Annotated in this window: 21 protein-coding genes and 1 pseudogene; 21 read left to right on the forward strand and 1 reads right to left on the reverse strand. The window is 34.2% G+C overall.

Annotation, left to right across the window (positions count from 1 at the left end):
• Positions 1–251: 251 nt before the first annotated feature.
• Positions 252–611, reverse strand: a complete 360-nt coding sequence (locus tag ACPV3A_RS22020; RefSeq protein ID WP_426201112.1) for a helix-turn-helix domain-containing protein — start codon at positions 609–611, stop codon at positions 252–254.
• Positions 612–740: 129 nt separating this feature from the next.
• Here ACPV3A_RS22020 and ACPV3A_RS22025 point away from each other — a divergent pair, with 129 nt between their 5' ends.
• The 21 genes and pseudogenes from ACPV3A_RS22025 to ACPV3A_RS22125 form a co-directional block, all read left to right on the forward strand.
• Positions 741–1,739 (forward strand): DGQHR domain-containing protein, encoded by a 999-nt coding sequence (locus tag ACPV3A_RS22025; RefSeq protein ID WP_426201114.1) that lies wholly within the window; start codon positions 741–743, stop codon positions 1,737–1,739.
• 31 nt (positions 1,740–1,770) lie between these two features.
• On the forward strand, positions 1,771–3,540 hold the full coding sequence (locus ACPV3A_RS22030) for a TniQ family protein (RefSeq protein ID WP_426201116.1): 1,770 nt from the start codon (positions 1,771–1,773) through the stop codon (positions 3,538–3,540).
• 366 nt (positions 3,541–3,906) lie between these two features.
• Positions 3,907–4,548 carry a TnsA endonuclease N-terminal domain-containing protein gene (locus ACPV3A_RS22035; RefSeq protein WP_426201118.1) on the forward strand — a complete coding sequence of 214 codons (642 nt, stop codon included), beginning with the start codon at positions 3,907–3,909 and terminating at the stop codon, positions 4,546–4,548.
• A gap of 1 nt (position 4,549) precedes the next feature.
• A complete protein-coding gene (locus tag ACPV3A_RS22040; protein ID WP_426201120.1) occupies positions 4,550–6,622 on the forward strand; it encodes a Mu transposase C-terminal domain-containing protein in 2,073 nt (690 codons plus the stop codon).
• Between the two features lies 1 nt (position 6,623).
• Positions 6,624–7,646 (forward strand): TniB family NTP-binding protein, encoded by a 1,023-nt coding sequence (locus tag ACPV3A_RS22045; RefSeq protein ID WP_426201122.1) that lies wholly within the window; start codon positions 6,624–6,626, stop codon positions 7,644–7,646.
• Between the two features lie 1,120 nt (positions 7,647–8,766).
• The gene (locus ACPV3A_RS22050; RefSeq protein WP_426201124.1) at positions 8,767–9,744 is read left to right on the forward strand and encodes a C39 family peptidase; all 978 of its coding nucleotides are present in this window, start codon (positions 8,767–8,769) and stop codon (positions 9,742–9,744) included.
• A 39-nt stretch (positions 9,745–9,783) separates the two neighbouring features.
• Complete coding sequence (locus ACPV3A_RS22055) at positions 9,784–10,575, forward strand: FkbM family methyltransferase (RefSeq protein ID WP_426201126.1); 792 nt, start codon at positions 9,784–9,786, stop codon at positions 10,573–10,575.
• Positions 10,576–11,092: 517 nt separating this feature from the next.
• Positions 11,093–12,235 (forward strand): nucleotidyltransferase family protein, encoded by a 1,143-nt coding sequence (locus ACPV3A_RS22060; protein ID WP_426201128.1) that lies wholly within the window; start codon positions 11,093–11,095, stop codon positions 12,233–12,235.
• Positions 12,232–13,776, forward strand: a complete 1,545-nt coding sequence (locus ACPV3A_RS22065) for a nucleoside monophosphate kinase (protein ID WP_426201130.1) — start codon at positions 12,232–12,234, stop codon at positions 13,774–13,776. Before ACPV3A_RS22060 ends, ACPV3A_RS22065 begins: the two co-directional genes overlap by 4 nt.
• A complete protein-coding gene (locus ACPV3A_RS22070; RefSeq protein ID WP_426201132.1) occupies positions 13,773–14,621 on the forward strand; it encodes an NAD(P)-dependent oxidoreductase in 849 nt (282 codons plus the stop codon). The genes ACPV3A_RS22065 and ACPV3A_RS22070 overlap by 4 nt, the downstream gene beginning before the upstream one ends.
• A 22-nt stretch (positions 14,622–14,643) precedes the next feature.
• The gene (locus ACPV3A_RS22075; protein ID WP_426201133.1) at positions 14,644–15,345 is read left to right on the forward strand and encodes a hypothetical protein; all 702 of its coding nucleotides are present in this window, start codon (positions 14,644–14,646) and stop codon (positions 15,343–15,345) included.
• 2 nt (positions 15,346–15,347) lie between these two features.
• Positions 15,348–16,889, forward strand: a complete 1,542-nt coding sequence (locus tag ACPV3A_RS22080) for a hypothetical protein (protein WP_426201135.1) — start codon at positions 15,348–15,350, stop codon at positions 16,887–16,889.
• Complete coding sequence (locus ACPV3A_RS22085; protein ID WP_426201137.1) at positions 16,882–17,859, forward strand: alpha/beta hydrolase family protein; 978 nt, start codon at positions 16,882–16,884, stop codon at positions 17,857–17,859. The genes ACPV3A_RS22080 and ACPV3A_RS22085 overlap by 8 nt, the downstream gene beginning before the upstream one ends.
• A 12-nt stretch (positions 17,860–17,871) precedes the next feature.
• Entirely contained in the window at positions 17,872–18,117 is a 246-nt protein-coding gene (locus ACPV3A_RS22090) for a phosphopantetheine-binding protein (protein WP_426201139.1), read from the forward strand.
• Positions 18,118–18,136: 19 nt separating this feature from the next.
• On the forward strand, positions 18,137–19,711 hold the full coding sequence (locus ACPV3A_RS22095; protein WP_426201141.1) for a class I adenylate-forming enzyme family protein: 1,575 nt from the start codon (positions 18,137–18,139) through the stop codon (positions 19,709–19,711).
• A gap of 16 nt (positions 19,712–19,727) precedes the next feature.
• Positions 19,728–20,972 (forward strand): hypothetical protein, encoded by a 1,245-nt coding sequence (locus ACPV3A_RS22100; protein WP_426201143.1) that lies wholly within the window; start codon positions 19,728–19,730, stop codon positions 20,970–20,972.
• Positions 20,973–20,992: 20 nt separating this feature from the next.
• Positions 20,993–21,238 (forward strand): acyl carrier protein, encoded by a 246-nt coding sequence (locus ACPV3A_RS22105; protein WP_426201145.1) that lies wholly within the window; start codon positions 20,993–20,995, stop codon positions 21,236–21,238.
• A gap of 510 nt (positions 21,239–21,748) precedes the next feature.
• On the forward strand, positions 21,749–22,006 hold the full coding sequence (locus ACPV3A_RS22110; RefSeq protein WP_426201148.1) for an acyl carrier protein: 258 nt from the start codon (positions 21,749–21,751) through the stop codon (positions 22,004–22,006).
• Between the two features lie 50 nt (positions 22,007–22,056).
• The gene (locus tag ACPV3A_RS22115; protein WP_426201150.1) at positions 22,057–23,034 is read left to right on the forward strand and encodes a hypothetical protein; all 978 of its coding nucleotides are present in this window, start codon (positions 22,057–22,059) and stop codon (positions 23,032–23,034) included.
• Between the two features lie 282 nt (positions 23,035–23,316).
• Positions 23,317–24,849 carry an amino acid adenylation domain-containing protein gene (locus tag ACPV3A_RS22120; RefSeq protein WP_426201152.1) on the forward strand — a complete coding sequence of 511 codons (1,533 nt, stop codon included), beginning with the start codon at positions 23,317–23,319 and terminating at the stop codon, positions 24,847–24,849.
• 353 nt (positions 24,850–25,202) lie between these two features.
• A pseudogene (locus ACPV3A_RS22125) lies at positions 25,203–25,343 on the forward strand (hypothetical protein); the annotation flags it as partial.
• Positions 25,344–25,346: the final 3 nt, after the last annotated feature.

Genomic DNA, 25,346 nt, shown 5'->3' on the forward strand with positions numbered 1-25,346 from the left:
GCAGCCGTACAGAATATGAAGAAGATGGCGATCCACCTGGATCGCCTGGAAAACAGGGGGTAAACCCCATTCCCCCTTTTGAAGTGACCATTTGAAATGTGAGAAACCCTGTACTTTGAAAAAAGTACAGGGTTTCTAAAACAGGGGGTAAACCCCATTCCCCCTTTTGAAGTGACCATTTGAAATGTGAGAAACCCTGTACTTTGAAAAAAGTACAGGGTTTCTCGACAATCTGAAGGACTTAGATTTATCTAAGTCCTTTTTTGTATTATCAACCTTAAAGATAACGCTTCTTTCAGTAAACGTTGGACAACCAGTAACTCGTCATTTGTTAAAGGCAATATTAAACTATCGATATTATCTAAGATCTCAGACCTTACATGGCCTATTCGCGAGTCTTTTTCATCCTCAAGAAACCGAGCTGGATGTACTTGGAGTGCAGAAGATATTTTGTAAAGTGTATCTAAAGTAATATTAACTTCTCCCCGTTCGATCCTTCCCAAATACGACTGATCAATTTGCAGGTGTTCTCCTAACTCTTCCTGAGTTAGCTTTCTTGCTTTTCGATACAATCTAATTTTCTTTCCGACTTGGAGATATAGATTTGACATTATGCCACCTCTATTTAAGAGTAGGCAAATAAATTGGGATATTGAAGAGTAGTCAACTACATAATTCCAATTGAAAATAGGTGTTATATAACCTAAAATTAAATTAATAATTTTAAGGGGAGAAATCTAATGACATCTTTGCCACATCATCAAGTTATAGAAAATGTATTGCAATACAAAATGCGTGGGAAGGTAGCGTACCTTGGTAATTTTTCTGCTACATCTGCATTACAAGTAACCTATGTTAAACCATATGATCATCCTTCAGGAAAAGGGTATCAAAGGCCGGTTGATAATAAACGTTGTAATGATTTTGCACTATACCTATCTAAGGGTGAGAATGCTCTCTTCACGCCTATATTGCTAAATGCAGAATCGAAGTGGGAGTTCAATCCTTATGACAAATCAAGGATCTCGCTTGGTCGATTAATATGTAAAGGTCAAGCTTCACTAATGGATGGGCAGCATCGTTTAGGGGGAATAAAGCGTTATACGCAAGATACCAATTCTGAGATAAACGTTCCTTTCTTAGCATTCCACTATCTGGATGAAGATGAGGAGATCGAACTGTTTGACACGATAAACACGAAAGCGAGGGGAATAGGAACATCATTAAGTAAGTACCTACACCGTAATTCTGATGATAATAGCTGGATTGCAACAGAGCTTATTACACGAGGAGATAGTCCGTTTCATTTCATCGGAACCCTGACAGGTAAACGGGTTGCTGGTAGGCATGTTACTCTTCAGAATTTATATAAGGTACTTGAATTACTTACAAAACCAAAACAAATATCAAGCCTCAGTAAAGAAGAAAAGCTTGCACTTAGTCTCGTCTATTTTAATGCAATTAAGGAACAGTTTAATTCGGAGTGGCTCAATTATAAAGAGTATCGGATCACACATATTGTTTGCCTTAATGCACTCGCTATAGCGGGTTCTGAAATATTTTCTGCAGCCGCATCTAAGCAACAAGTGAATGTTGATTACAACTTCATAATAAAAAGTGTGAAACGGTTTAAGGGAATGCAGTGGAGTGCCGAAGGTCCTTTGAAATACCTTAAAGGAATTAGTGGATCTCGAATACTTGCAGAGGATATTGTCGCAAAAGCAATACCTAATACTTGAGCACTTCAAGAAATAATATTGGAGGTTATTAATGTTTCTTAGCCGACTAACCCCATATAAAGATGAGTCCTTGTTAAGCTTTATGAGTCGTAACGCAAGAGAAAATGGAATAAGTCTGCAGAAGTTCTGGGGGCATATTAAGCCAAAAGAGTTTAAGAAGGTAACAGCAAGTGAGCTGAATTTGATTGAAACGACTCCAACTTCTTCTATAAATCTCGAAAAACTAATGGAGATAACCGGAATATCAAAAGAATCACTACTATCGATGACATTTTATTATGCTCACCGAAAATTTTCTCATCGTGATAATATGGGTTTATCGCGATTCATTAAGGGATTAGTTAGAAAAGTGGCACATTTTTGTCCGTCCTGTCTTGAGCAGGGGAATTATATTAGACTTCATTGGAAGATTGCGGGTATTGATGTATGTCTGAAACATCAGATGTATCTGTTGCAGGCCTGCTCAACCTGTGGTTGTCCTTTTCCATTAATCCAAACAAAAAGTCCTTGTTCGGAGTGTAATTCTTCCATCGATAGAAAAGTTGTTACTCCTGTTACAGATCCCACTGTACTTGTTCAACAAGAGTGGTTAAAGAATGCATGGGATCAACTTCTTGGTAACCATACGGTGATTCTATCTCCGCAAGAAGTTGGACAAAAAATCATTTACATCTTAAACGAACAAAATTCCATTGTAGATATGGGGGCCTTAGAGCATTCTTGTCAAAAAAGGGGGTTCAGCTTTGAAAGGTTATTGCCTTATGTAAGAGATACATTAAGTCAACAAGGGAGAATCCACTTAAGCGATTTGTTGAGACTTTTATATCAATATAAATTGGAGATAAACACGTTTTTGTCCTTGAATGTACCAAGCAAGTTTTTAAAGAATTTCCATAGCAAAAATGAGCAACAGGTTACCGTGAAATGTCTCGCTCCTTGGTGTATAAGTTACAATAAAAGTGAGAGCTTAAGTAAAACTGGAACTCACTATAACCGTTTGAAAAGTGGAGAACTTAAAAAGCATTATTATTTTTGTCAGGATTGTGGATGCACGTATTACTTAGACGAGCATAATCAACAAAATGAGAAGGAAGGATTTATTGAAGGCTATTCTTATCTAAATTCTAATGATATTTCTATCTATAATCTTGTTAGGAACACAACGATGTCTCTTTCTAAGTGTCGTAGAATTATAGCGTATTTTAAAACCAGAATATCAATAGAAAAAAGCCACATTGACCTTGTTTTACTGAATGAACTTGAGACTGCTATTGATCAAAATATTGGATTGATGAAGATACAATCATGGCCATGCTGGGAGTCCTTAGACCACTTTCTAATATATCGATATCATATAAATGTTTTGAGAAGAAAAGCTAATACAAAGAAAATAGGAAGGGAAAAAGTAGATTATCCGATGAAAATGAAGAGCTTATACCAAATAGTAAAAACTTTATTAGATAACGATGTGATAATTACGCAAAACAAAGTAGCAAGTATGTTGGAAATTTCCAGCGTAACTTTGCGGAATTGGAAAGATGGGTATAAGTATATAACTGATATGAAGGAAATCCAAAGAGAAAAACTACAAAGCCAAAGAGTATCGAAATGGTATGCCTTGATTGAAGAATACATTGAGAATCGATATCGTGGTGGGAGGATATATACTAAAGATATTTATAATTATCTTGGGGTGAAGCAATCCTACCTAAAAAGTGTAGCACCAGAAGTAACAGCATATATTTCTATGCTTAAAGACACATATAATGGGCAGCTTAATAATAACCTAACTACAAATTAAATATTTGGAATTTATTAACCAGTAAATCCCTTCCAGAAATCTGGGGGGGAGTTCATTTTTCTGAATGCTTAGTTGTTGTGGCTCCCTTTCTTTACGGGTGATAATGCGGAGATTTGATATTATAATTGTTTAAATCAATTGACAGTAAGTTAATTTAACGAGCTTCAATATAAAGTACGTGAGCTTGGGTTGAACTACTCAGGAACACAAACGCTTATAGTTATAAACTTTGCATCTTCTGAAGCTAAATCGAATAGCGAATCTGAAGTGTCTATTAAAGAATAGGCGCTTTTTCGTGTTTAAATAATTTTATTTGGACGAAGATATTAATAATTATCAATAATTTTGAAACTGGAGCGTGATTAAGTGCAAAAACCGGCACGTCAAATAAGACCAAAAGTAAAAGGGTTTCGAGGTAAAGAACCCTTTCTCAAAACAGGAGATATGATTCATTGGGATAGTTTTCTTGAACGTAATTTTATTCGATTGGCTGATTTTGATCTTTCAGTTGATGAACTATATTACCAACCATTGGAGATTAATTATCAGATAAATGGTAAGAAGTTTAGGTATTATCCAGATTTCAAAATGATCTTGGAAAGTAATAAGGTATGTATTGTTGAAGTCAAGACAGAACGATTCTTTAATACTGAGAAGAACGCAATCAAGTACGAAGTGGGAAGGAGATATTGTGAAGAAAGAGGCTGGCAATATGAAGTTTTTACCGAACGGCAGATAAATCCTGGTTTTTTACAGTCGAATCTTTCTCTGCTTCGGCATTTAGGAACACAGGATGTTCCAGAAAGAGTAGAAGAATTTATTCTAAATCAGTTGAAAAAAGTGAATGATAACATTCCGTTTTTTGAGCTAAGGGAGAGCTGCGAGGAACTTGAAGATGAGACTTTTTATGCAGCTGCCTATCGCCTCATTTATCTGCAGGAAATTCAAACTGATCTAATCAATAAAAAAGTAACGGATGAATCTCTATTATCCTACGAGGGGGATTAGTGTGTTTAGTGAATTTAGATACGGAGAAAAATTTCAGATAGGTGAAACAGAGTATGAAGTACTTAGAAAAAGAGGGGAGGATTTAGAGGTACTAAACCTATCAGATGATAGCAAAGAACTTCTGCCATTGAACGATCTTCTGAATGCTTATAATGAGACTCGTAATAGACGATTGATTTTTAAATCAAGAGATGAGGGGGAAAAGGAAATTCCTAACCATCTTGATGATTACAGCAAAGAAGAGATAGACATCATGGAAAAACGATACAAGGTAATAGAGCCTTATATTAAAGGGGACATAAAACCTAGCGGTGTAAAAAATCACCTGGATAATTACCCTGAAACAGACAGACCTAAAGGCGCATTATCTCAGGCATCTTTCTATAGATGGGTTCTGTTATATAAAAGACGGTGCAATAAATTTGATTTAATCCCGAAAAGAACAGGTCCAAAAAGTTCTCGTCTCCATGAAGACGTGCTGATGGAAGCTTCTAGAGTTATATTTAAGTACAATAGCAAGATTGAATACATTACTGTAAAAGACCAGTATGACGTGTATACTGCATGCCTTGAGGATCTGAACATAACAAGGGAAAAAAGGTTAGAGCCGATGTCGGAATCTACATTTAGAAGACTATATAAAAGAGATAGCGATTCTACAAAACGTGATAAAGAAATCCTGGGAACCAATCTGGCCGATCTAAAACATAATGGTGTACGTGATTATATCAGAGCAACTCGGCCATTAGAAGTTATGGAGGCAGATTGGACCCCAGTTGATTGTTTAATTGTTGATTTTGATTTGGACGAAGCCTTTCGCCCGGTCATTTTGTATGGGGAAGATCAAGCAACAGGCGAACCAATGGGTTACCATATCATTTATAAGGAAACACCTAATGCCGGTGATTGGAAACAGTTGCTTTTACATTGTATACTGCCCAAATCCTATATTAAGGAGAAATATCCTAAAGTCCGAAAGGAATGGTCGGCATATGGTATCCCGCAGGAAATTGTGTTAGATAATGCTGCAGTTAATGATTCTGCTGAAGTCGCTGAGGTCTGCAATGCATTAGGAATAGGCTTACGCTTTGCATCTGTAAAAGCGGGTCATCATAAAGGGCAAGTGGAACACGCGCTAGGCAACCTAAATCACAAAGCATTTCAAGGATTGCTCGGCTCGCTATTTTCAAATGTAAATGAAAAAGGAGAATATGATGCGGAGGCAAGAGCAACGATTGATATTAAGAATTTACATCATATTGTACATATAGCTTTAGTTGATATGGTGGCCAACAATTTTAACAGAGGAGCAAATAAGAAAAGGGTTCCGGAACATCTTTGGAAAGCAGGTATAAGGGAAATGAAAGTTCACCCTAGATTGCCACAAAATCCACAATATTTACATTTACTTTTTTCTACTTCGAGCGAAACTCGTAAAATTCAGCCTAAGGGGATTGAATTAAAAGGCCATCTCTTTTTTAGTCAAGAATTGAATGAACTACGGAAGCGTCTAGAGAAGCAAGGAAAGAGTCGTTTAGTACTTGTTAGGTATGGCTCAGATATGAGGACCATATATGTTAGGGATGAGGAAAATAAGTGCTACGTTGAGGCGTATATAAAAAATGCAGGCCTCGAAAGGAAAAAAATCGATATAGACTTTCCGATACACTCGGAGTTGCTTGAATATCTCACTAACAAAGATGGCCACAACTACAATGAATTTGATAATACCCATCTTGGGGCGGCGAGATTGGCGATTGAGGAGATCCAAGAGGATTGTAAACAGGAATACAAAGGAATAAAGAAACGACGTCGAAGAGAAGAAGCGAAACAACAAACTATTGTAAGTGCAGCCATAGGCGTACCGAGTGAGCAGATTCCAGGGATAACAGAATCTATAAATATCCAAAATATCAAAGATTCCAAGGGAACAAAAAGCAGAGAATCTTCAAAACTTGAAAATACTAAAGACGATATGATCAAGGGCCCTAAACCTGGAGAATTATTTGTAGATGATATTGATCTCGAATTTTATGCTGCTCAGTGGGGCTCTGGCCAAAAGGAGCTTGGTTAGAATGAGTTTTGAAAGCTTAAAGGGTAAGAAAGCTAGCATGGAAGAACTTAAAAGACGTGTTGAGCATGTGAAGAGGATTATCGTACATCACCCTAACTATGGAGAGCTTTTGGAAGAGTTAAATATGATGCTGTTCTTTTCCGAGGACTCCGTAAGTCCAGAAGGGTTGTATATATATGGCCCTTCAGGAGTAGGGAAGAGTACGGTGACAACAGAATTTACTGCTCGCTACCCAAGAGAGATTGTAAAGACGGTAGAAGGGGAGTACACACATATTACCGTATTGCACGTACGAGTTCCTCCGAAAGCAACGCCTAAAATGCTTGCATCCAAAATTCTGGAAGTGATGGGGGATCCGCTTCATCATAAAGGGACCTTGACTGATTTAACTAGTCGTATCCATCATTTTGTACGCAAATTGGGTATCAGAATGATTATTCTGGATGAGTTTCAACATTTAATTGATGCGGATACAGATCACGTCCTCACCACTGCCTCAAATTGGGTGAAGACATTTACGGAAGAAATTCGAATTGCTGTGGTGTTATGCGGAATGCCTGAATCAGTAAGTGTATTTCTAAGTAACCCGCAATTGGATCGGAGATATTGTAATAAAGTGATGCTTGAGCCCTTTAAGTATGGAACTGTTGAAGAGATAATTACCTTCCGTGCTTTTTTAAAGAAAATAGATATGGATCTTCCATTTCCTAATCCTTCGAACATAGCAGATCCACATTTGGCCGCTAAGATTTATTACATCTCAAAGGGGATTCCATTTTATGTCATGAAGTTGATGGAAAGGGCTACCTACTTTGCAGCTCTGCAAGGCGCTGATCAAATCTCAGAAATTCATATGGCTCAGGCACTGCCAAAACTAAAACAGGTAGCTAGGCCATATGTAATTAATCCTTTTACGGATATACATTTTGATTTAGCAACAGCTATTAGTAGTGAGAATGACGCAGAAGATAGATTTAAAGAAAAACTGATGGTTAATACCAGAAAATCAAGTAACAAAAGATAAAGAAATTGTGTCAAGATTATTAGCAATATTAAACAATATTTTAGAAAAAGATCAAAAGATATTGGGTTTGCTTGCTATATAAAGAGCTAGACTTGATTTTTTAGGCAATGTCATTTGAATGTTGAGTGGAACCCCCTAAAATCATATATTTAAATGAATATGAGTGAATTTCATTTAGTCTCTATTACAAGTTATATTTTATACAATTGTAAGATGATCGCATAATGTGTTAACACATTATGCGACTGATTTATGATTTCGCTCGGATTTAAAGCTGTATAGATAATGCCTGCAACTCACAGAATTTGCTCGATTTTTGCGGGAAAATGAATTTGACTATTCACTCGCCGCTACACGTTGGCCTCAGTTGATGGAGTGCGTTGTTTCTTTACTCGTAAATATAAAAAATCAAAATTGTATACAAATATTGCTCTGACTGCATCACTACCCAACTAATATTTCTTAGACTTTCAAATTGAAAAGCAAGAAATACTCACCACAGGATTCCACTTATTTTCAAACGATCTACACTTATATATAAAAATAGCCATCTTTAAAATCAAAGCTCAAGAGGACAATTACTGCCGGCCTCCTCACCACCATTTAGGTTTAAGTAACTCAGGAGTCTCTCTTATCGTATTACAGAGTTTGGAAGTATTTGTTCTACTTCGTCCTTTAAAATGTGTTTGCAACCTGGTTCAGACCCGAAAATATTTCTTAAATTAATCTCCCAAAACCGTCGGCGTCTAAAATGACAAGAACCAAACTGCAATATAGTAAATTAATAAAAATATTTTGGCTCCTTCGATCCTCTCTTTGAACGAAAAATCTAGCTGTAAGCTGACCTCATCAGGCAAAAGGTCAGATTACCCCAACCTCTTATTTTAAGCGTAGACCCAAATACCAGTATTTATTAACTCCTCAAATTATTCAGTTGATATAGTGTGTCAAGGAAATCGCCATAAAGAATATCCTTTGTGGCATTTTTAGTGGCATAAAAATAAAAAGAGTAATCAAATTACCAAAAAAGGTAAAAACATTCTGACATCCATGAATTATGATATATATAATACACACATTTACAATATTATGGAATTTTAGGGAGGATTGGTGTCTCACTTTGATATTAAATATTATACCAAAAAAAGGGGAATATACTGATTGCAAACAGCACCTTTTAATTACAGTCGCAGAATGGTGGAACCGAAGATACGAACTACTTTTTATAAAATCATGTAGTTTAAATTTCAACTCAAAAAATTCAGATCTTAGGTTAATTGGAGAGCGGTTAGAAACATCTAGATTCAATGCATATAATTATTTTGAAGAATATCATGGTGTGAAAATCATCATCTCAGATATAACAGAGGAAACAAATATTATAAATATGATTATCACAAATATAAGAAATAATCACCCTGTAGTGGTATCACTCAACTCCTTTTGGACACCATGGAATACCTTTGCATATAAAAAAATTAAAGCTAATCATTATTGTCTGGTTATTGGAATCAATGAAAGGGATAAAATTTTATATTGCTTAGACCCAACTTACAGTATGGAGATATTAGAATTACCTTTTACTGATTTTATTAATGGGTGTACAAAATCGTATGCTTATTTTGAGAAAATGGATCCACTACAGCCAGACATAATTAAAATATTCGGAGAAGTAAATCAAACCTTAAAAAAAGTTAACACTCCTGCAATCGAGGAGTTCGCATTGGAGGTAGGGGAATCCTTTGATTTCAAAAGGGAAATAATAGACTTTCCTAGACTAAGTGATGCTCCTATAAATATTAATTTAGTGAAGATAATTTTTGGTCATCAATACCTTTCTAAAGGATTAGATTATTTAGGATCAATTAATCCTAACATACTAAGGGATATGAAAAAAATAAGAAGTGAATTAAATGACATCACAATCAGGTGGAAATTAGTTCATAATATTATATCAAAAGAATATATGTTGTTTCAAAAAAGCAGAGAAATACCAACAATCGCCAGAATTTCGCCAATGATCAGAGATCTAGGGGAACGTGAAGCATATTTCAAATCCAATTTTGAGAGTTTCTATCAGAAGTTAATTTGCATATAGCTATCATTCTAACCTAATTATTTTTAAAGGGAGATTATAATGGATTTGACAATAATAGAAACATCAAAAAAAGGGATTGACCTGAAGATTAATCTAAAAAAAGAGTATCGTCAACATTATGATTTTTGGACTATATATTACGATAAATGGGAAGAAGAAACATTTAATATTTTCGAAAGATTTCTTAATACTAAGAATAATTACCTTGATATTGGTGCATGGATCGGACCAACTGTATTGGTAGGGGCGCATAAATGTAACCATGTTTATGCTTTAGAACCAAATAAGATAGCCTTTGAAGAATTAATTTGTAATATTTCACTCAATTCATCAATAAAAACAAAGGTTACTTGTATTGATGCTGCTTTGTCTCCTAAAAATCATTCTATAAATCTATATATACGAACTGACCCAAGTGAATCAATGTCGAGTATATTACCGAATAAACAAAAAGGAGATTATTTTGAGGTTAAAGGAATAACATTCGAGCAACTTCTCATAGATTATGAAATAAAAAATGTGAATTTTATAAAAATGGATATTGAAGCAGGCGAGTACAAAGTATTACCAACCATGCGAAATTATTTAAAAAAGTATAAACCAACACTTTATTTATCATTGCACCCTCAATTCTTGTTAGATTCCGCAGAATTGCTGCTTAGCCAAAGTAGCGATAGGTTTAGTTATATTGAGTCCCAAACCCAAAAGCTAATACGCTCTTTAGATTTCTACAAATATATATATGACTCCAATGGTAACATTATTGATTCAAATGAAGTCATCAAAGAAAGAAAATTCAGATCTTACGTCTTTTCTAATGAAAAATGGTGAAATGTTAATACATACAACTTTTCGTTATTTTATAACTGATTAAAAAACAATAAATATTTATTCGTAATTTAGTTTCGACTTACATTACTGTGAAGCTTACAAAAGATATCACCAGGTATTACATTATAATATAAAAGCTGACTATACTTTATTGGAAAGAATCCTTAGCAGATAAGTATGTAAAATTAAGCAATAAGAGGAGACGGGATGTTATGTAATAATGTAACAAGTTCAATGATTATCCTTTAGTAAAAGAGAAAATCTACAATAAACAACAATTCTTATTGCGTTAATTAAAATCTGATATTGAGAAAAGAACAGTAGAGTCTTCACAGTCGTGAAGTGCGAAAACTTTAAGGAATATAATTACCCTCTACCAATTGGCTTTGGCGGGCGCGATGGTAGAGGGTGGTCACTAATGTAGAACTCGTATTTATATCACAGCGCAGTATGTATTTGAATGGTAATCACTATGTTACAACAAATAAATTAAGTAATACGAGGTGAAATAGGAGAAATGAGTATAGAGTTTACTTATAGAAGTGATCTTAAATCATACAATTTATCGAAAGAGCGAAGGCTAATCTTAGTTTTGTGTGATAGATCCTTTAACCCAACCCCTGAGATTGAAGAAATGATAACTGATGAATTGGATTGGACTCAAATTTTTACTGATTCCATGTGGCACAAAGTCTTGTTTATAGTATTGGAGAATTTAATTACGAGTGGTTTAGCGGATAAAGCATTGCGTAATGGAAATCTACCTTTAATGATTCTGAATCATTGGAAGCAGCTAATGCATGTCAATTCTATTAGAAATGATATTCATTTTAAAGAAGTGAAGGAATTGTTTCAAAAGATTCGCCAAGAATCACTGAGCTTAGCTGTTTCTAAAGGTGGAATCGCTTTAATAGGTAAAATTTATACGATGAACAACCGCAAAATGTACGATATTGATTTAATAGGTAAACGTGATGAACACAAAGATATTCTTCAACTATTTAATGATATTGGGTATAAAATGGGTAGCTATCAACATAGTACTGAAGAACTTATCCCGTTACCGAAAGATGAAGTACGTAAATGGTTATTACATACCAGAGGGCTTCCGAACTTCGTAAAAATGACTAATTTAGATATTATGCGTTACGTAATCGTGCAAGTGCAGTATCAAATCGGCACAACTGTTACAAAAGAAACTATACCGAGCGAACTGATTCTAACTCAGAGTAATGATAACCAAGGCATACAAACCGTTTCCGATGTCGATTTATTATTACAATTGGTCTTACATCTGTATAGAGAAACAAAGGAAGACTCATTCAAAGAATGGAATATGGACTGGAACTTAATTAAATTTTGTGATCTAGATCGGTTTATCCATTATATACATGACATGGGGCTATTTGATGAATTCTTTAAAAGAGCTATTGAATTGAATTTATATAATCAATGTATTTATTCAATGGAACTAGTGAATATTGTGTTCCCGTCGGATATAACCTCAGAGGGCTTAAACTTGCTTAAGAGTCGCTCAACGAGTTTAGATAGAGAGAGTTATTCGCCAGAAGATGTGTTCAATAAACTTTTTAAATTAGGAAAACATTATCCTAAACCCTCGAGTAAGTGGAGTGAGCTTATGGAGGGAAAAACGATTTGATTGAAAATATCAAGATAAACGTAGTATTAGGCTTACCATGCACCGGGAAAACGACATTGTCAAGGAAACTCGCACAGGCTCTTCAGATAGAACATATAAGCATAGGAGATCTAATAAGAGACTATTTTTTAAATAATGAGGTTGTAAAGAAAGAACATTATTCTGCATTTGAAGGAAAGCAAGTTTTTGATGAACAGTTAATTATTCATTTATTAAATCATGCTCTTAACGAGAAAACATATGATTCAGTTGTTATTGATGCGGGTCCTCCATTTGACAAAGTGGTTGAAAGAATGAATTTATCAATTAATGCAGTCTTCTTTATTCATGTATCAGATCAAAAAAGGATAGAGAATTTTTCTAAGAGAGAACAACAAGGTGAAAGATTTGATGATCAAATTAAGTTATATAACTCGAGGACTGTATTATACAAACGGGAATTAAATAAACTGTATCAATATTTTGATCAAAAAATAGGGATTTATGATCTCGATGGTGACGGAAGTAAAGAAGTGGTTCTTTCACAAGCCCTCTCTTATATGTTGCTGAATAATCTAGAGAACAGTGAGATATATCCTAATAATGTAAGTGCACATATTGACTTAGGTGATACAGAAATAGGGGAAATAGTTAATGGCCTTATTAAAACATCCAAAGATCTTCATAAACCAACGTACTATAGAACTGACAATGTGATAAACACACATAAAGGGAAAACGTTTTCTAAAAATAACATGTTATTGCTTTTCAAACCCTGCTTGAGTTATCCGCAATCAGTATATAGATATGTCCAACGAAAATTGCAACAACATGGATATGGAATTGAAGCAATAGTTTGTTGGGATAAAGAATCAGTTTTAAAGTCAGGTATTTTTAAAGCACACTTCGATTTGCACTATATAAATGCCAAATGGGGAGACCTTGTAATCCCTACAGAGAACTTCGAGGGTAAAACTATCGTTTCAGCATATCAATATTCAAAGGACATCTCTTTGATACATAAAGTATGGAATGACGAGAAAAAAAAACCTGCAAATATAAAACATTCTCTCTGGGCATTGGATTCTGAAGATGAAATTATTATTAACGGGCATATCCCGAGTATAATTAGAGACTTTGAAGAAGAATCAGACTATGTAATTGCATTTCATATCTGTTCAAAATGCGAAAATTCAATGGACTGGAGATTTATGAGAGATAAATTCTTAGGTTCTACAGATCCTTTTGTAGCTGATTCAAAGAGTCTAAGATGGGAAGCTGCTAGTGGGAACTTACAAATAATTGGTGATATCAATTTTCGTAACAATGCTTTTCACCTTTCATCAGGGCCTTTCGAAGGGTATAGGGAAATCCGAGTATGGTTCGGGGATAAATATGTTCAAGATTTATTTAAGGAAAGCTATGTTAAAGGAGTAATTGATAGACCAATAGAAGAAACACACAAACTTCAGTCTTCGTTATATCAAATGACTCAAAATATAGATTCAGATTCTTCAATGCTGGAATCTATATTAGAAAGTTTAAAGGAGAAATACAATTGAGTAATTTAAAACATATCGGATGGGTAGGATTTGGTAGATTTGGCTTACCAGCCGCATTGAATCTACTTGAACAAGGCTTCCATTTAACTGCATTTGAACTCTTTAACAGAGGTACGAAGAGTATTACTGAGGCGGTTAAACAGGGAGCTGTAAGATCGGAAATTCCTGAATGTACAGGGATCGATGCGTTAATATTATGTCTTCCTAAATCAGAGGACGTACTTCAGGTATTAGATTATTTTGGAGATAATTTACCTCCCTTGATAATTGATCTTACAACGGCTGATCCTAGTGTAACGTATACTCTTCATGAACAGTATAAATATAAAGATACACTTTTTGTTGATTGTCCTGTATCTGGATCTAAACAGAATGCGAGAAATGGTGAACTTACGGTTTTTGTAGGATATGAAGAAAAGAGAAGTGCTTTACTTGACGAGTTACTCAAATATATTGGGAAGAACATCTATTACTTTGATTCTCCAGGAAAAGGTAACTACGCTAAACTAATCAATCAGTTTATTCATCTTTCCAATATGGCAATAATCAGAGAAGGATTGATGATGGCGAATGCTTTCAAACTTGATCCTCAACTTTTAGTTGATGCACTTAGCAATTCTTCAGCTAACAGTGCAATGATGCAACGGTTTGGCCGAAAAGTTGTCGAAGAGGATTATTCAACAGATTTCTCTTTAGCATTGGCATTTAAGGATTTGAACCTGGTACATGATATAGTTTCTGACCGTAGCTTAAACTTAAACTATGAATCTATAACCCTTAATACGTATAAAAAGACTTACGAAAAAGGGTTTGGAGATAAAAATTTTACAATTATTTGTAAATAAAAAAAGTAAAGGTGGAAAAAAAATGAATTCAACTCAAGAGATTGTTACCAATTTAGGTGGATTTGAGATTCGTCCATTAACGAATGGATTATTATTCGATGAATCTCACGGAATGTATCCTACTAAAATGTGGGGTTATGTTGGGGATTCAAAACAATATTTTGGTAGTGAAACATCTACAGTATACGGAATTGTATACGAGGGAGAGGTAGTTTTAGAACAAGGAGATAAAGAGAAAGGACAGTTAACTGCTGGTCAATATTTTAGTGTCGTTGGCGAATTCGCATTAAGAGGAACCGGTAAAATTACACTAGTAGAAAGACTAGGGTTTAGAGGGGTTTTCACCATCGGTGGCCCAATTGAAAATCGCGGACGTTTGAGTTACATTGACGGCTGTAGTGATTCTTTACTAATCTATCCTCCTCGTTTAGGAGACCCGGTATTTAATGTGCTTTGGTTCCCTCACAAAATTCGCCAAACAATGCATATACACCCGACGATTCGATTCGGTTTTGTAATTCATGGACATGGAAGATGCGTTACACCTGAAGGAGAAGTACCTCTGCTAGAAGGTTACGTATTTAAGCTTAGCGAAATGTCTCAGCATTGCTTCTTTACAGATGATTCTAGAATGGCCATTGTTGCATACCATCCCGATAGTGATTGGGGTCCAACTGATGGTGATCATCCTATGCTTAACCGTACTTTGATACAAGGGAGATAAACGTGAATAAATGTGGATTACAACAGATAGATTTCATCAATTCTACCGATCAAATTCAAGTAGAGAAAGTGGGCTGTTTTACAGGTTCGGTGGAAGAAGTACATGAGTTTATCAAGGATTTAATTCGTACTGATGATCGTTCTGCGAAAATATCGGTTGATAACAGTAGGGAGCGTTTAGTTAACTGCAACATAGTAGGAAATGAAGCCTGCTTTACAATCAAATTATTTCAAACGCCTAATAGTCTCCCTACCTTTTTCACGTCATCATCTGAATGTCATTACGATGTCTTGTTAATTTATAGTGATAACCAAGTAAATCCAATATATATTAACGCTTTAAAGAATCAATTAGTTAAAGCGCTTAATGTGTTTAACAAGAAAGAAATTAAACAAATTAATGCTTTAAATCCTTTACTTTCTCATCTTACTAAACAATATCTTCTAGACAATATTTGTCTAGAAGATATTGTTATAGTCATTAGAGAACACTTGCTACTTGAAAAGCTTAATCTAGTATTGTCACTATTTAAGTTGGGTTTAAAACCCAAAAATTGCTTTTTTGTAGCTAAAGATGACAAAACATTGTTTGTAAACAGAGTTGCATCTTACCTAAGTGAACATGGCGTAAGAGTAATTAAATCACAAAAAATCACACAGGATATCACTGAAGAGATTTCTCAGAGATATTCGAAAAAGAAAATTATCGTCTTAGACGATGGTGGTGACATGATTGCTTCTTTGGCTAGAATTGCTAAAAAGTTCAAAATGGAATTATTTCCGATTGAAACGACTAGCAAAGGAATATCATTAATCCAATCCAAGTTCCCTCTATTGAAAGTTATAGATTTAGCTAACTCTTCTATAAAAGTAAACCAAAGCAGAAACATCGCTATTAGTTCAGTTATACGGATAAGAGACATATTACGTCATAAAAAACTATCAGACGAATATTGTCATGTTATTGGTTACGGAAAAATAGGAAGATGGATGGCTTCGTTGCTTCGTGAAATAGGTTTAAAAGTAACTATATCTGAAGTCTCCGAAAAACTTAGAAACAAAGCAAAAGATGACGGTTTTACTGTGTTTTCAAGTGCTAAGGATGCTTTCGCCCACCAAAGACATAAACTAATAGTTGGTTGTTCCGGTGCAAGAACGGTTTCGGAGCGTGAAGTTTTATATCTTGGAAATGAGAGCTACTTTGTAACGGTGTCTTCTCAGGATTTTAAAGGGCTAATTGAGTATTTAAATAAGAATGCGAAGTTTGACTCTTTAGAAGGAATTGGTGATCTATATCAGATTTCTGGAAAAAAGATTTTTATGATTGCACATGGTCACGCTGTTAATTTGCATTTAAGTGAAGGGGTCAGTGAACCTGAATATGATGATTTTACTTCACTAATGTTTAAAACAGTGATTGAGGTAGGGCGGAGTGTTAGTTCAAATTCTCCAATCGATGTAGCTCTGTTTGATGTTGAAGATCAGTGTAAGCTGATTCAATCAATACAAAAAGAACTGTCTGAAGAGGAAAAAATAGATGCGTAAAGTTACAAGAAAATTGAATTATGGAGAGCTATTTGTTGACTCATATTCTTTTTTCAAAGATGAAAGTGAAATTGGTTTTCGAGTATTCTATCAGTCTAATGTAAAGCCAACTAACGCTGCCATTTTTTTTATTAATGGAAGATGGCAGAACTCTTTACTTTGGGCAAAGGACAATCCTCAAAGAGATCTTAGGATCTATTTCGCAATGCGCGGATATATCGTGTGCTCTATGGATTACCGGACAAGTTTTTTGAATAGAAATGAAGTTTCTATATGTAAAGACTGGGATACAGGGATTTTCTTATCAGACATTGAGTACTGTATTAACCTCTTTTCTGAAGAGAAACAAATAGATCAATTATTTATAGCTGGCTATAGTATGGGGGCTGCGTTAGGATACATGCTACCATATCATAAATTTGATTTTAAAGTAAATGGGTTTATTTCACTTGATGGTGGAAATAAGCATCACAAAAGACTTCAAGAGAAGAATATAAATGAAGAAATTCACAAGTTCGAACTTCTTCACAATGGTATTATCTTGAATCCTTCTCACGATAAAAGATTTAGGCGGCATGCCATACAAAAACTATCATCAAAATTTAGTAATTCGTTCTTCGAAAAGACTTTTGACGATGATTTAATAAGGTATCTACTTATTGAAAATAGCAATTGGCCTGCAAGACAAGTTGCAGAGATGAATAGTATTGCTGATTATGATTCCCATCCCGTACTTATGTATGACCAGAATACTAGGGCTATGACTCTACCCATCTATTGTGTAGCAGCTGTAGATAAAATGGAGGAGATAGAACTTCACAGAGGAGTTGTTTCTGCACGTTATACCTCAAGTAAAGAGATAAGTATTCTTGCATTAGAAAAATGGAGCCACACAGAAGTTGTTGCAAGTGAAAAAAGTATTAATGAAGTTTGGGGGCCATTAGAAAAATGGATAGAAATGCATAGTTAAGGAGGGGGATATATGGGAGAACCAGTTATGTTAGATAAAGTTGTTAAATGTGTTGAGAAGACAGTTGGGCTGAAAATAAAAGGGGTTAATGCAGATACAAAGATAAAAGACTCGGGAGTCGACTCCCTTTATTTGTTTAAATTTGTTGGCGTAATTGAATCTGAATTTGAGATAGAAATTGAAGATATAGACCTAACTTCGAAGAATTTTGAAACTTTTGGTACAGTAACAGAACTTATTCTCAAGTATAAAAAATGAGCGTGGGAGAATTAATATTGTGAGAAGTATATTTGATAAAGTACATGATTATTATGGTCGACCGTATAATATGCCTTTACTAGATAATCTGAAAATAACTGATTATTTAGAGAAGTGGAATAAATATAGTCCGAATCAGGAGTTCATAGTGAATATAAGCCCTGATGGAGATGACGAGACAATTACTTATAGAGAGTGTTATCAACTGGTCCACAAAGTATGTTTAGAACTTCAAAAAACATATCAAATCAACTTATTTGATAAAGTAGCCCTTATTCCTAAAAATTCTATTAATTCAGTGATAATCATACTTGCTCTTATAAAATTAGACGTCACTGTAGTGATGATCAACGCTAGTGAACCGGAAAATAAAATTAAAGACCAGCTTGAGACCGTTAAGTGTGAGGTTATCATTTCTGATGCGGGTCATGTAAAGGATTTAGTCGTCCTTGAAGCTGAAAAAATCATTAGCGACTCAAAAAATCAACCTACTATTGTAGACAAATCCAAAAAGATATTGGATATATATTCTCCATCTATTCTTTTGTTTACTACGGGAACCACATCTTCATCTAAAGCAGTAGCTCAAAGCAACTATAATATTGTTAATAATTGTTATGCTCTTTTAAAGCATCATAAACTTGATAATCATAGCAGATTGATGTGCGTATTGCCTATATACTATGCAAACGGCTTAGAATTCACAATTTTCACTACATTAATGGCTGGATCTACTGTAATTTTATGTGATGAGTTTGATCCTTTCACATTTAGTAAAACTATAAACGAGCAGCGAGTAAATATTTCTAGTGTAGTACCTAGCATTCTCAAATCTTTGCTTGATACTAGGATTAAGTTTAAAGAACAGTTCCAGTATTTCGTTTCAGCTGCAGCTCCTTTGACGGTCCAAATCGCGGAACAAGTCTATACTAAGTGGGATAAAAAAATAATTCAGGGATACGGCCTTACAGAAACTACAAATTTCTCTCTGAAAATCCCTTCTAATATCGATTCTGTCAATTATGAAAAATATCTTATTAATACTGATATCCCTAGTGTAGGATGCGAATTGTTTGGAAATCAAGTAGCCATTATGGGTCCAGATGGTGAAATTCTGCGAGACGGCGAAGTAGGAGAGGTTGTAATGAGGGGCCATAATGTGATGCTTCGTTACTATAACAATGAAGATGCGACATCATCGGCTTTTAGCAATGGATGGTTTCATTCCGGAGATTTAGGTAGATTTACAGCTGATTCGATTGAAAATCGTTATTTAGTGCTTACAGGAAGGCTAAAAAATATAATTAAAACAGGTGGTCTTTTGGTATCCCTTGAGGATATTGATAGATTATTGTTGCAACATTCTTCAATAACAGATGCAGTATCATGCCCGATAGCAGATGATTATTTAGGAGAAGCATCAATATCTATAATAGTTTTAAGCGAAAGTTTAACTGAGGATGAGGTAAAAGGTTATTTATCATCATTCTTGGCTAAAAGTAAGCTTCCAAAGCGAATTTATATTGTTGATGAGATTCCAAAAAGTAAAAATGGGAAAGTGAATAGAACTCATCTTGCCAATTTATTTAGATAAAGGAGGTATGTGCAGATTGTATCCCAGCGAAGCAAGACTTAATTATATTCTAAACGATGCCATTAATAATGTAGAATATTTCAGAACTAGAGTTCACCGGTCAGAAACAATAACAACAACAGATTTACTTAATCAGTTCCCTATATTAACAAAAGAAGAAGTAAAGAAACACAAGGATCACCTTTTTTCAGATCGTGCTAAGGAGAAGATAAAAGGAGTAGATCTCTTTTCGATGGATGAGTTTCTCATTCCAGAAAGTACATCGGGGTCCAGTGGATTTCCTATCATAATTTATAAAAGTAAACTGGAGCGTTTTCAGCTTGCCATAGACCTCTGGGCTAAAAGAAGATTAATAGACGAAAGAGTAAATCAAGAGAATATGTTTTGTCTTATTCACCTGCCTCATAATCAAAAGAAGATCATAAAGGATACAAGAAATCTGCATCCTGATGCTATCCAAGAAGTGCTAAATTATCTAATTGAAAGTAAGCCACTTTTACTACACAGTACTCCAAGTGATCTTGTCAAATATGCTGGTTACATTCTGGATAACAATATAGATCTGAAAGATTGGAAGCCTGCATTTATTGAATCGAATAGTGAGATTTTAACAGAAAGTGATAAAGAATTAATAACAACTGCATTTCAATCGAAAGTAGTGAATGCATACGGTAGCAGAGAAGTATGGAGTATTGCTTATGAATGTACTGAAGGTTTATTACACCTATCAGATAACGTGCATGTTGAGATAGCTAGTTTGGATTCGGATGAAATTTTGGAGACCGATAGTGATAAGTATGGTGAAGTAGTCGTTACGAGTTTAATTCTTCGAGAATATCCCTTCATTCGGTATAGAATGGGTGATTTAGCAAAATTAAAAACTAGTAATTGCTCTTGTGGATCGAAAAGTCAAGTAATCGAACTGCATGATGCAAGAAAAATAAACTTAATTCACCAAGTTGAAAGTTCAAACAAAATAGCTAATGGTGTGAGTTTGTTCAAAGGAGTACTCTGGGACATGCTTTCGAAAGGTTATTCTGGTATTAGTCGGTATAAAGTAATCCAAAGCGAGCCAAAACTGTTCGAAGTATATCTAGTCCTTGAAGGAGAGCTAAACCAGAACTTCATAACAAATTTCAGTGAATTTTCAAAGCGTAGATTAGAACAGGATGATGTAACTATATTGATAAAAAAAGTGGATAATGATCATGAAATATTTAATGGGAAAAGCTACTCCTTCATATCGAAAATTAAAATTTAATAGAAATGAGGAAAAATTATATGAATACTGATATGGAAATAAAAATGAAGAGGGTTTTTGAAAATGCTGGCATCGAATTTCCTGAAGATACACAACTTGACCTTGAGAAGTCGGGTGTAGATTCCGTACTATTATTGAACTTAATAGTAAATATAGAAAAGGAATATGAAATTAAAATACCTGATGACGAATTGTTATACGAAAACTTTAGCTCTCTATCTACAATATATGAATTTGTAAACAGATTACTACAAAAAGAGGAATAGAACTATGTCTATGGAAGAAAGAAACCAGGCAATTTATATAAGTCAGTTGATAATGTGAAGCTAAGAATGCATCGAAATAGTGTGTCGATCAAGCTGAGCGGTGCGGCGCTTTCCGGTAACAACGATTTCGACTTTAACCATCAAGCTTTAGAGCACAGTGCAAGCGAATTCTCCTTGTCGTCAATTTTGGTGTGGAAGTCGCTGTTGTTATTGGCGGGGGAAACATTTTTWGGGTGAACGTGGCGGAGGGCTGGGACCGGGCTGAGCTGATAATATTGGTGTAATGGGRACCGTTATAAACGGTTTGTTGTTGAGAGGTGTGTTGAAAAGTAGAAGTAAAAGAGAGATTCGTGTAATGATTTTCATACCCATGAATGCTATCGTTCCAACAAACAGATTCCTCCTCAGGATATTGTTCCCACAGCCTGTTACTTTTCGACTCAATTGGAACGGCACATATATAGGCAAATAGCTATTTGTAATAATTCATAAAAAAGTGAGGTTAAACAATTGAATAATGAAGAAACATCTCAGTTTGATTTTTTAGAGAGAATCGAAAGAGAAGTAAGATCAATATTAAATTTAAAAAACAAGTTGAGTTTTAGTGAAAATCTCGATAATAAAGGTCTTGATTCAATGAATTCAGTCAAATTAATAATTTCATTGGAAGCTATGTTCAATATTACTATTACAGACGAGGAAATGGAAATGGATAACATTCTAACAATTGATAAAATAAACAAATTAATTAGTGACAAATTATCGTAAAAGTTAATTTTCCCTTGATTCTTATTTTTACAAATAAAGGAGTTGTTCAAGTGGAAGTCCTAGTACCAATGTTTAATAAAAGAAATTATTGGTTAGGCTGTGATTCTGCACATATTTTATCTTTCTATAAATTTAAAGGTTTTCCTATTGATCTTATTTTTTATAATGCATTAGAAAAGATTCAAGACATTTTCGAACATTTCTCAAACAACATTAGTGAGGTCGATGAAATTGACCACACAAGAATAAGAAGGGGGTACAAACCCAATTTTCTTGCAAATATATCAATGTTAGGTTTAACAACATCAATTAATCATTCAATTCATTTTGATGATGTTGAAGAAATGATAATTAAGACATTAAAAGAAGGTGATATTGTTTTATTAACTGCTCAAACATTCTTTTTGGAACATCATATACATCACTTCAAAACCAAATACGGGGCTGGTGGACATTATATTATACTAGCAGAATACAATGATTATCTAAATGAATATACAATATACGATGAAAATAAAAACCTTAAGAACTATACACCATATCGATTAAATAAAAGTATAATAAGCGATGCTTATTCAGCATCATCTCATACAATTATTACTGTTAATAACGAAAATAAAATTGATTACGATGAGATTAAAAATACAATTAAATCGTATTTTAGTTCCTGGATAGCAAATGTAAGTGAGGATAATTCCTCTTACGAATGTATTATTCATTTTCTGTTAAATAAAGCCCGAACTGAGTCTACAAATGAGATTCTAATACTTACAAATACATTTGCATTAATACGGGGCTTGAGATCTTTATTTTTAGAATTTTTAATTAAAATCGGATGTCCGGAACGTATTTATCAAAAGTTTTTTCCAATTATTAAATGTTTAGAAATGCTTGAAAATATGACTCTGAGAAACTACTATACGAAAACAGAAATTGATGTAAAAAAAGTAATAAAAAATTGCAACTTACTTAGTAATGAGGAATTCCAATTATGCATTGAATTAAAAGAATGGTGTAAAAATTTTTGAAGTAGTTGACTCAATTTCACAAAGTAATATATAGCTACTTAGAATTCTGTTAGTTTTTTTTACAGTATTTATGGCTTCTTGCTTAGGAATTAAATATAACATTTTAAAAGTGAAAGTCAGTTATTTATATCATTTACTTGCTGAATTCCATTCATCAGATTTATTACAAGCTAACCAACCTGTAAAATGCGGCTATAAAGAAACATGGCAGAGCCAAATGCTAGCCTCCTTCATCGTATCTCTAAAACACATTTTTCCTAATTAAAAGGAGAATTCAATTCTATGAGTAAATCAACGATTTGCATACCACAGTTATTCGAAGAAATAGCATTACATCACCCAACTCGAAAAGCCGTTCTCTTTAATGGAGAATCAATGTCTTACCAGGAGTTAAATGAAGAAGCAAATAGTGTGGCTGGAAAGCTTATTGATATTGATATTCCGTTAAATCAATGCGTAGGGGTATTTATGGAGAGGTCATCTCATTTAATCTCGTGTATACTCGGCATATTAAAAAGTAGGGCAGTGTATGTTCCGATTTCGGTAGAATATCCAGAGGAACGAATCAAATATATTATACGGGATGCTGGAATTTCTATAGTAATTACTCAAGAGAAATTAATGCCTATATTCAAGAATATTAATGGACTTATAGTTTTAGATATTAACAAAATACGAGAATATAGCCCATTGTCTGATAATCAAAGAATGAATCTATTATATGATCCTAACGATACAGCCTATGTTTTATATACTTCGGGAACAACTGGAAATCCAAAAGGTGTAGCTATTCAACACTCAGGTATTTGTAACCATCTATTATGGATGAAAGAAACTTATAAATTACAACAAGGAGATGTTCTACTTCATAAGACCCCGATTGGCTTTGATGTATCAGTGTGTGAGATATTTTATCCTTTAATAAGTGGAGCAGTATTGTGTGTAGCTAAGCCGGACAGTAGTAATAATATTCGTAAACTTATCTCAGAGATTAATGATAATCAAGTAACAATGGTTATGTTCATTCCACCGTTGCTTGATCTGTTTTTGGATTGTCTTAAGCCCGGAGACTGTCAATCTTTGAAAATAATTCTTTGTGGTGGGGAAAAATGGTCGTATTCTCTTGGGGTGAAGACTTTAACAAAACTAAATGTAGAACTTTACAACGTATATGGCCCTACGGAAGCGTCGGTTGGAGTGGCTTACTGGAAATTTGAAGAAACTTATCCAAATAGAAAAATTCCGATTGGAAAACCTATCACGAATACAAAATTCTATGTTTTGGATGAACGACTTGATTATGTTAAAGATGGAGATACTGGAGAACTTTGTATCACTGGTATTTGTCTTTCAAGTGGATATCTTAATAATCCTGATTTAACAAATATCAAATTTGTACCTAACCCCTATAATCATGACAATGAACCATCGTATTCTAGACTATACCGATCGGGAGATCTAGTTCGTAAACTGAAAGACGGTAATCTAGAGTACGTTGGGCGGGCAGACGGGCAAGTAAAAATCCGAGGAATGAGACTAGAGTTGGGAGAAGTTGAAAATGCATTTCTATCTAACGAAGCTGTCTCAGCTGTAGTTGTATTGTACCACGAATCTGATGGCAATTCTTTTCTATCTGGCCATGTTGTCCTTTCAAAATTAAATCATTATACAAATGAAGATCAACTCAAGATTCATCTAAAAGAAAAACTTCCTGAGTATATGATTCCTAATTTCATAACAATACATAATAAATTTCCAACAACGTTAAATGGGAAAACTGACAAAGAACAATTAAAATTGTTGATTGAAAAATGACTTAACAACAACTTATTTCCCATTTTTCGCCCGAAATGAATCATCTTGTAGACCATTGTTGATTCAAAACAATAAGTGTTGTTCTGAACAATTGCTCATTGACTCACTCGGTATGGTCAAAATGATTATTCTAGAACAGGATAATGTAACTATATTGATAAAAAAGTGGATAATAATGAAACATTTAATGGGAAAAGCTACTCCTTTATATCCAAAATTAAAATTTAATAGAAATGAGGAGAAATTATATGAATACCGAAATGGAAATAAAGAAGAAGGGGGCTTTTGAAAATGCCAGCATTGGATTTCCTGAAGATACACAACTTGACCTTGAGAAATGAGGTGTAGATTCCGTACTATTATTAAACTTAATAGTAAATATAGAAAAGGAATATGAAATAAAAATACCTGATGACAAATTGTTATACGAAAACTTTAGCTCTCTATCTACAATATTTGAATTTGTAAACAGAATACTAAAAAAAGAGGAATAGAAC

It is taken from the genome of Paenibacillus sp. Dod16 (assembly GCF_049893405.1).
In the GTDB taxonomy this organism is placed as follows: Bacteria; Bacillota; Bacilli; order Paenibacillales; family Paenibacillaceae; genus Paenibacillus_AQ.

Coding starts and splice junctions, on each gene's coding strand:
- ACPV3A_RS22020 (WP_426201112.1), bottom strand. CDS start 611: ATGTCAAATCTATATCTCCAAGTCGGAAAGAAAATTAGATTGTATCGA.
- ACPV3A_RS22025 (WP_426201114.1), top strand. CDS start 741: ATGACATCTTTGCCACATCATCAAGTTATAGAAAATGTATTGCAATAC.
- ACPV3A_RS22030 (WP_426201116.1), top strand. CDS start 1,771: ATGTTTCTTAGCCGACTAACCCCATATAAAGATGAGTCCTTGTTAAGC.
- ACPV3A_RS22045 (WP_426201122.1), top strand. CDS start 6,624: ATGAGTTTTGAAAGCTTAAAGGGTAAGAAAGCTAGCATGGAAGAACTT.
- ACPV3A_RS22055 (WP_426201126.1), top strand. CDS start 9,784: ATGGATTTGACAATAATAGAAACATCAAAAAAAGGGATTGACCTGAAG.
- ACPV3A_RS22060 (WP_426201128.1), top strand. CDS start 11,093: ATGAGTATAGAGTTTACTTATAGAAGTGATCTTAAATCATACAATTTA.
- ACPV3A_RS22075 (WP_426201133.1), top strand. CDS start 14,644: ATGAATTCAACTCAAGAGATTGTTACCAATTTAGGTGGATTTGAGATT.
- ACPV3A_RS22085 (WP_426201137.1), top strand. CDS start 16,882: ATGCGTAAAGTTACAAGAAAATTGAATTATGGAGAGCTATTTGTTGAC.
- ACPV3A_RS22090 (WP_426201139.1), top strand. CDS start 17,872: ATGGGAGAACCAGTTATGTTAGATAAAGTTGTTAAATGTGTTGAGAAG.
- ACPV3A_RS22105 (WP_426201145.1), top strand. CDS start 20,993: ATGAATACTGATATGGAAATAAAAATGAAGAGGGTTTTTGAAAATGCT.
- ACPV3A_RS22120 (WP_426201152.1), top strand. CDS start 23,317: ATGAGTAAATCAACGATTTGCATACCACAGTTATTCGAAGAAATAGCA.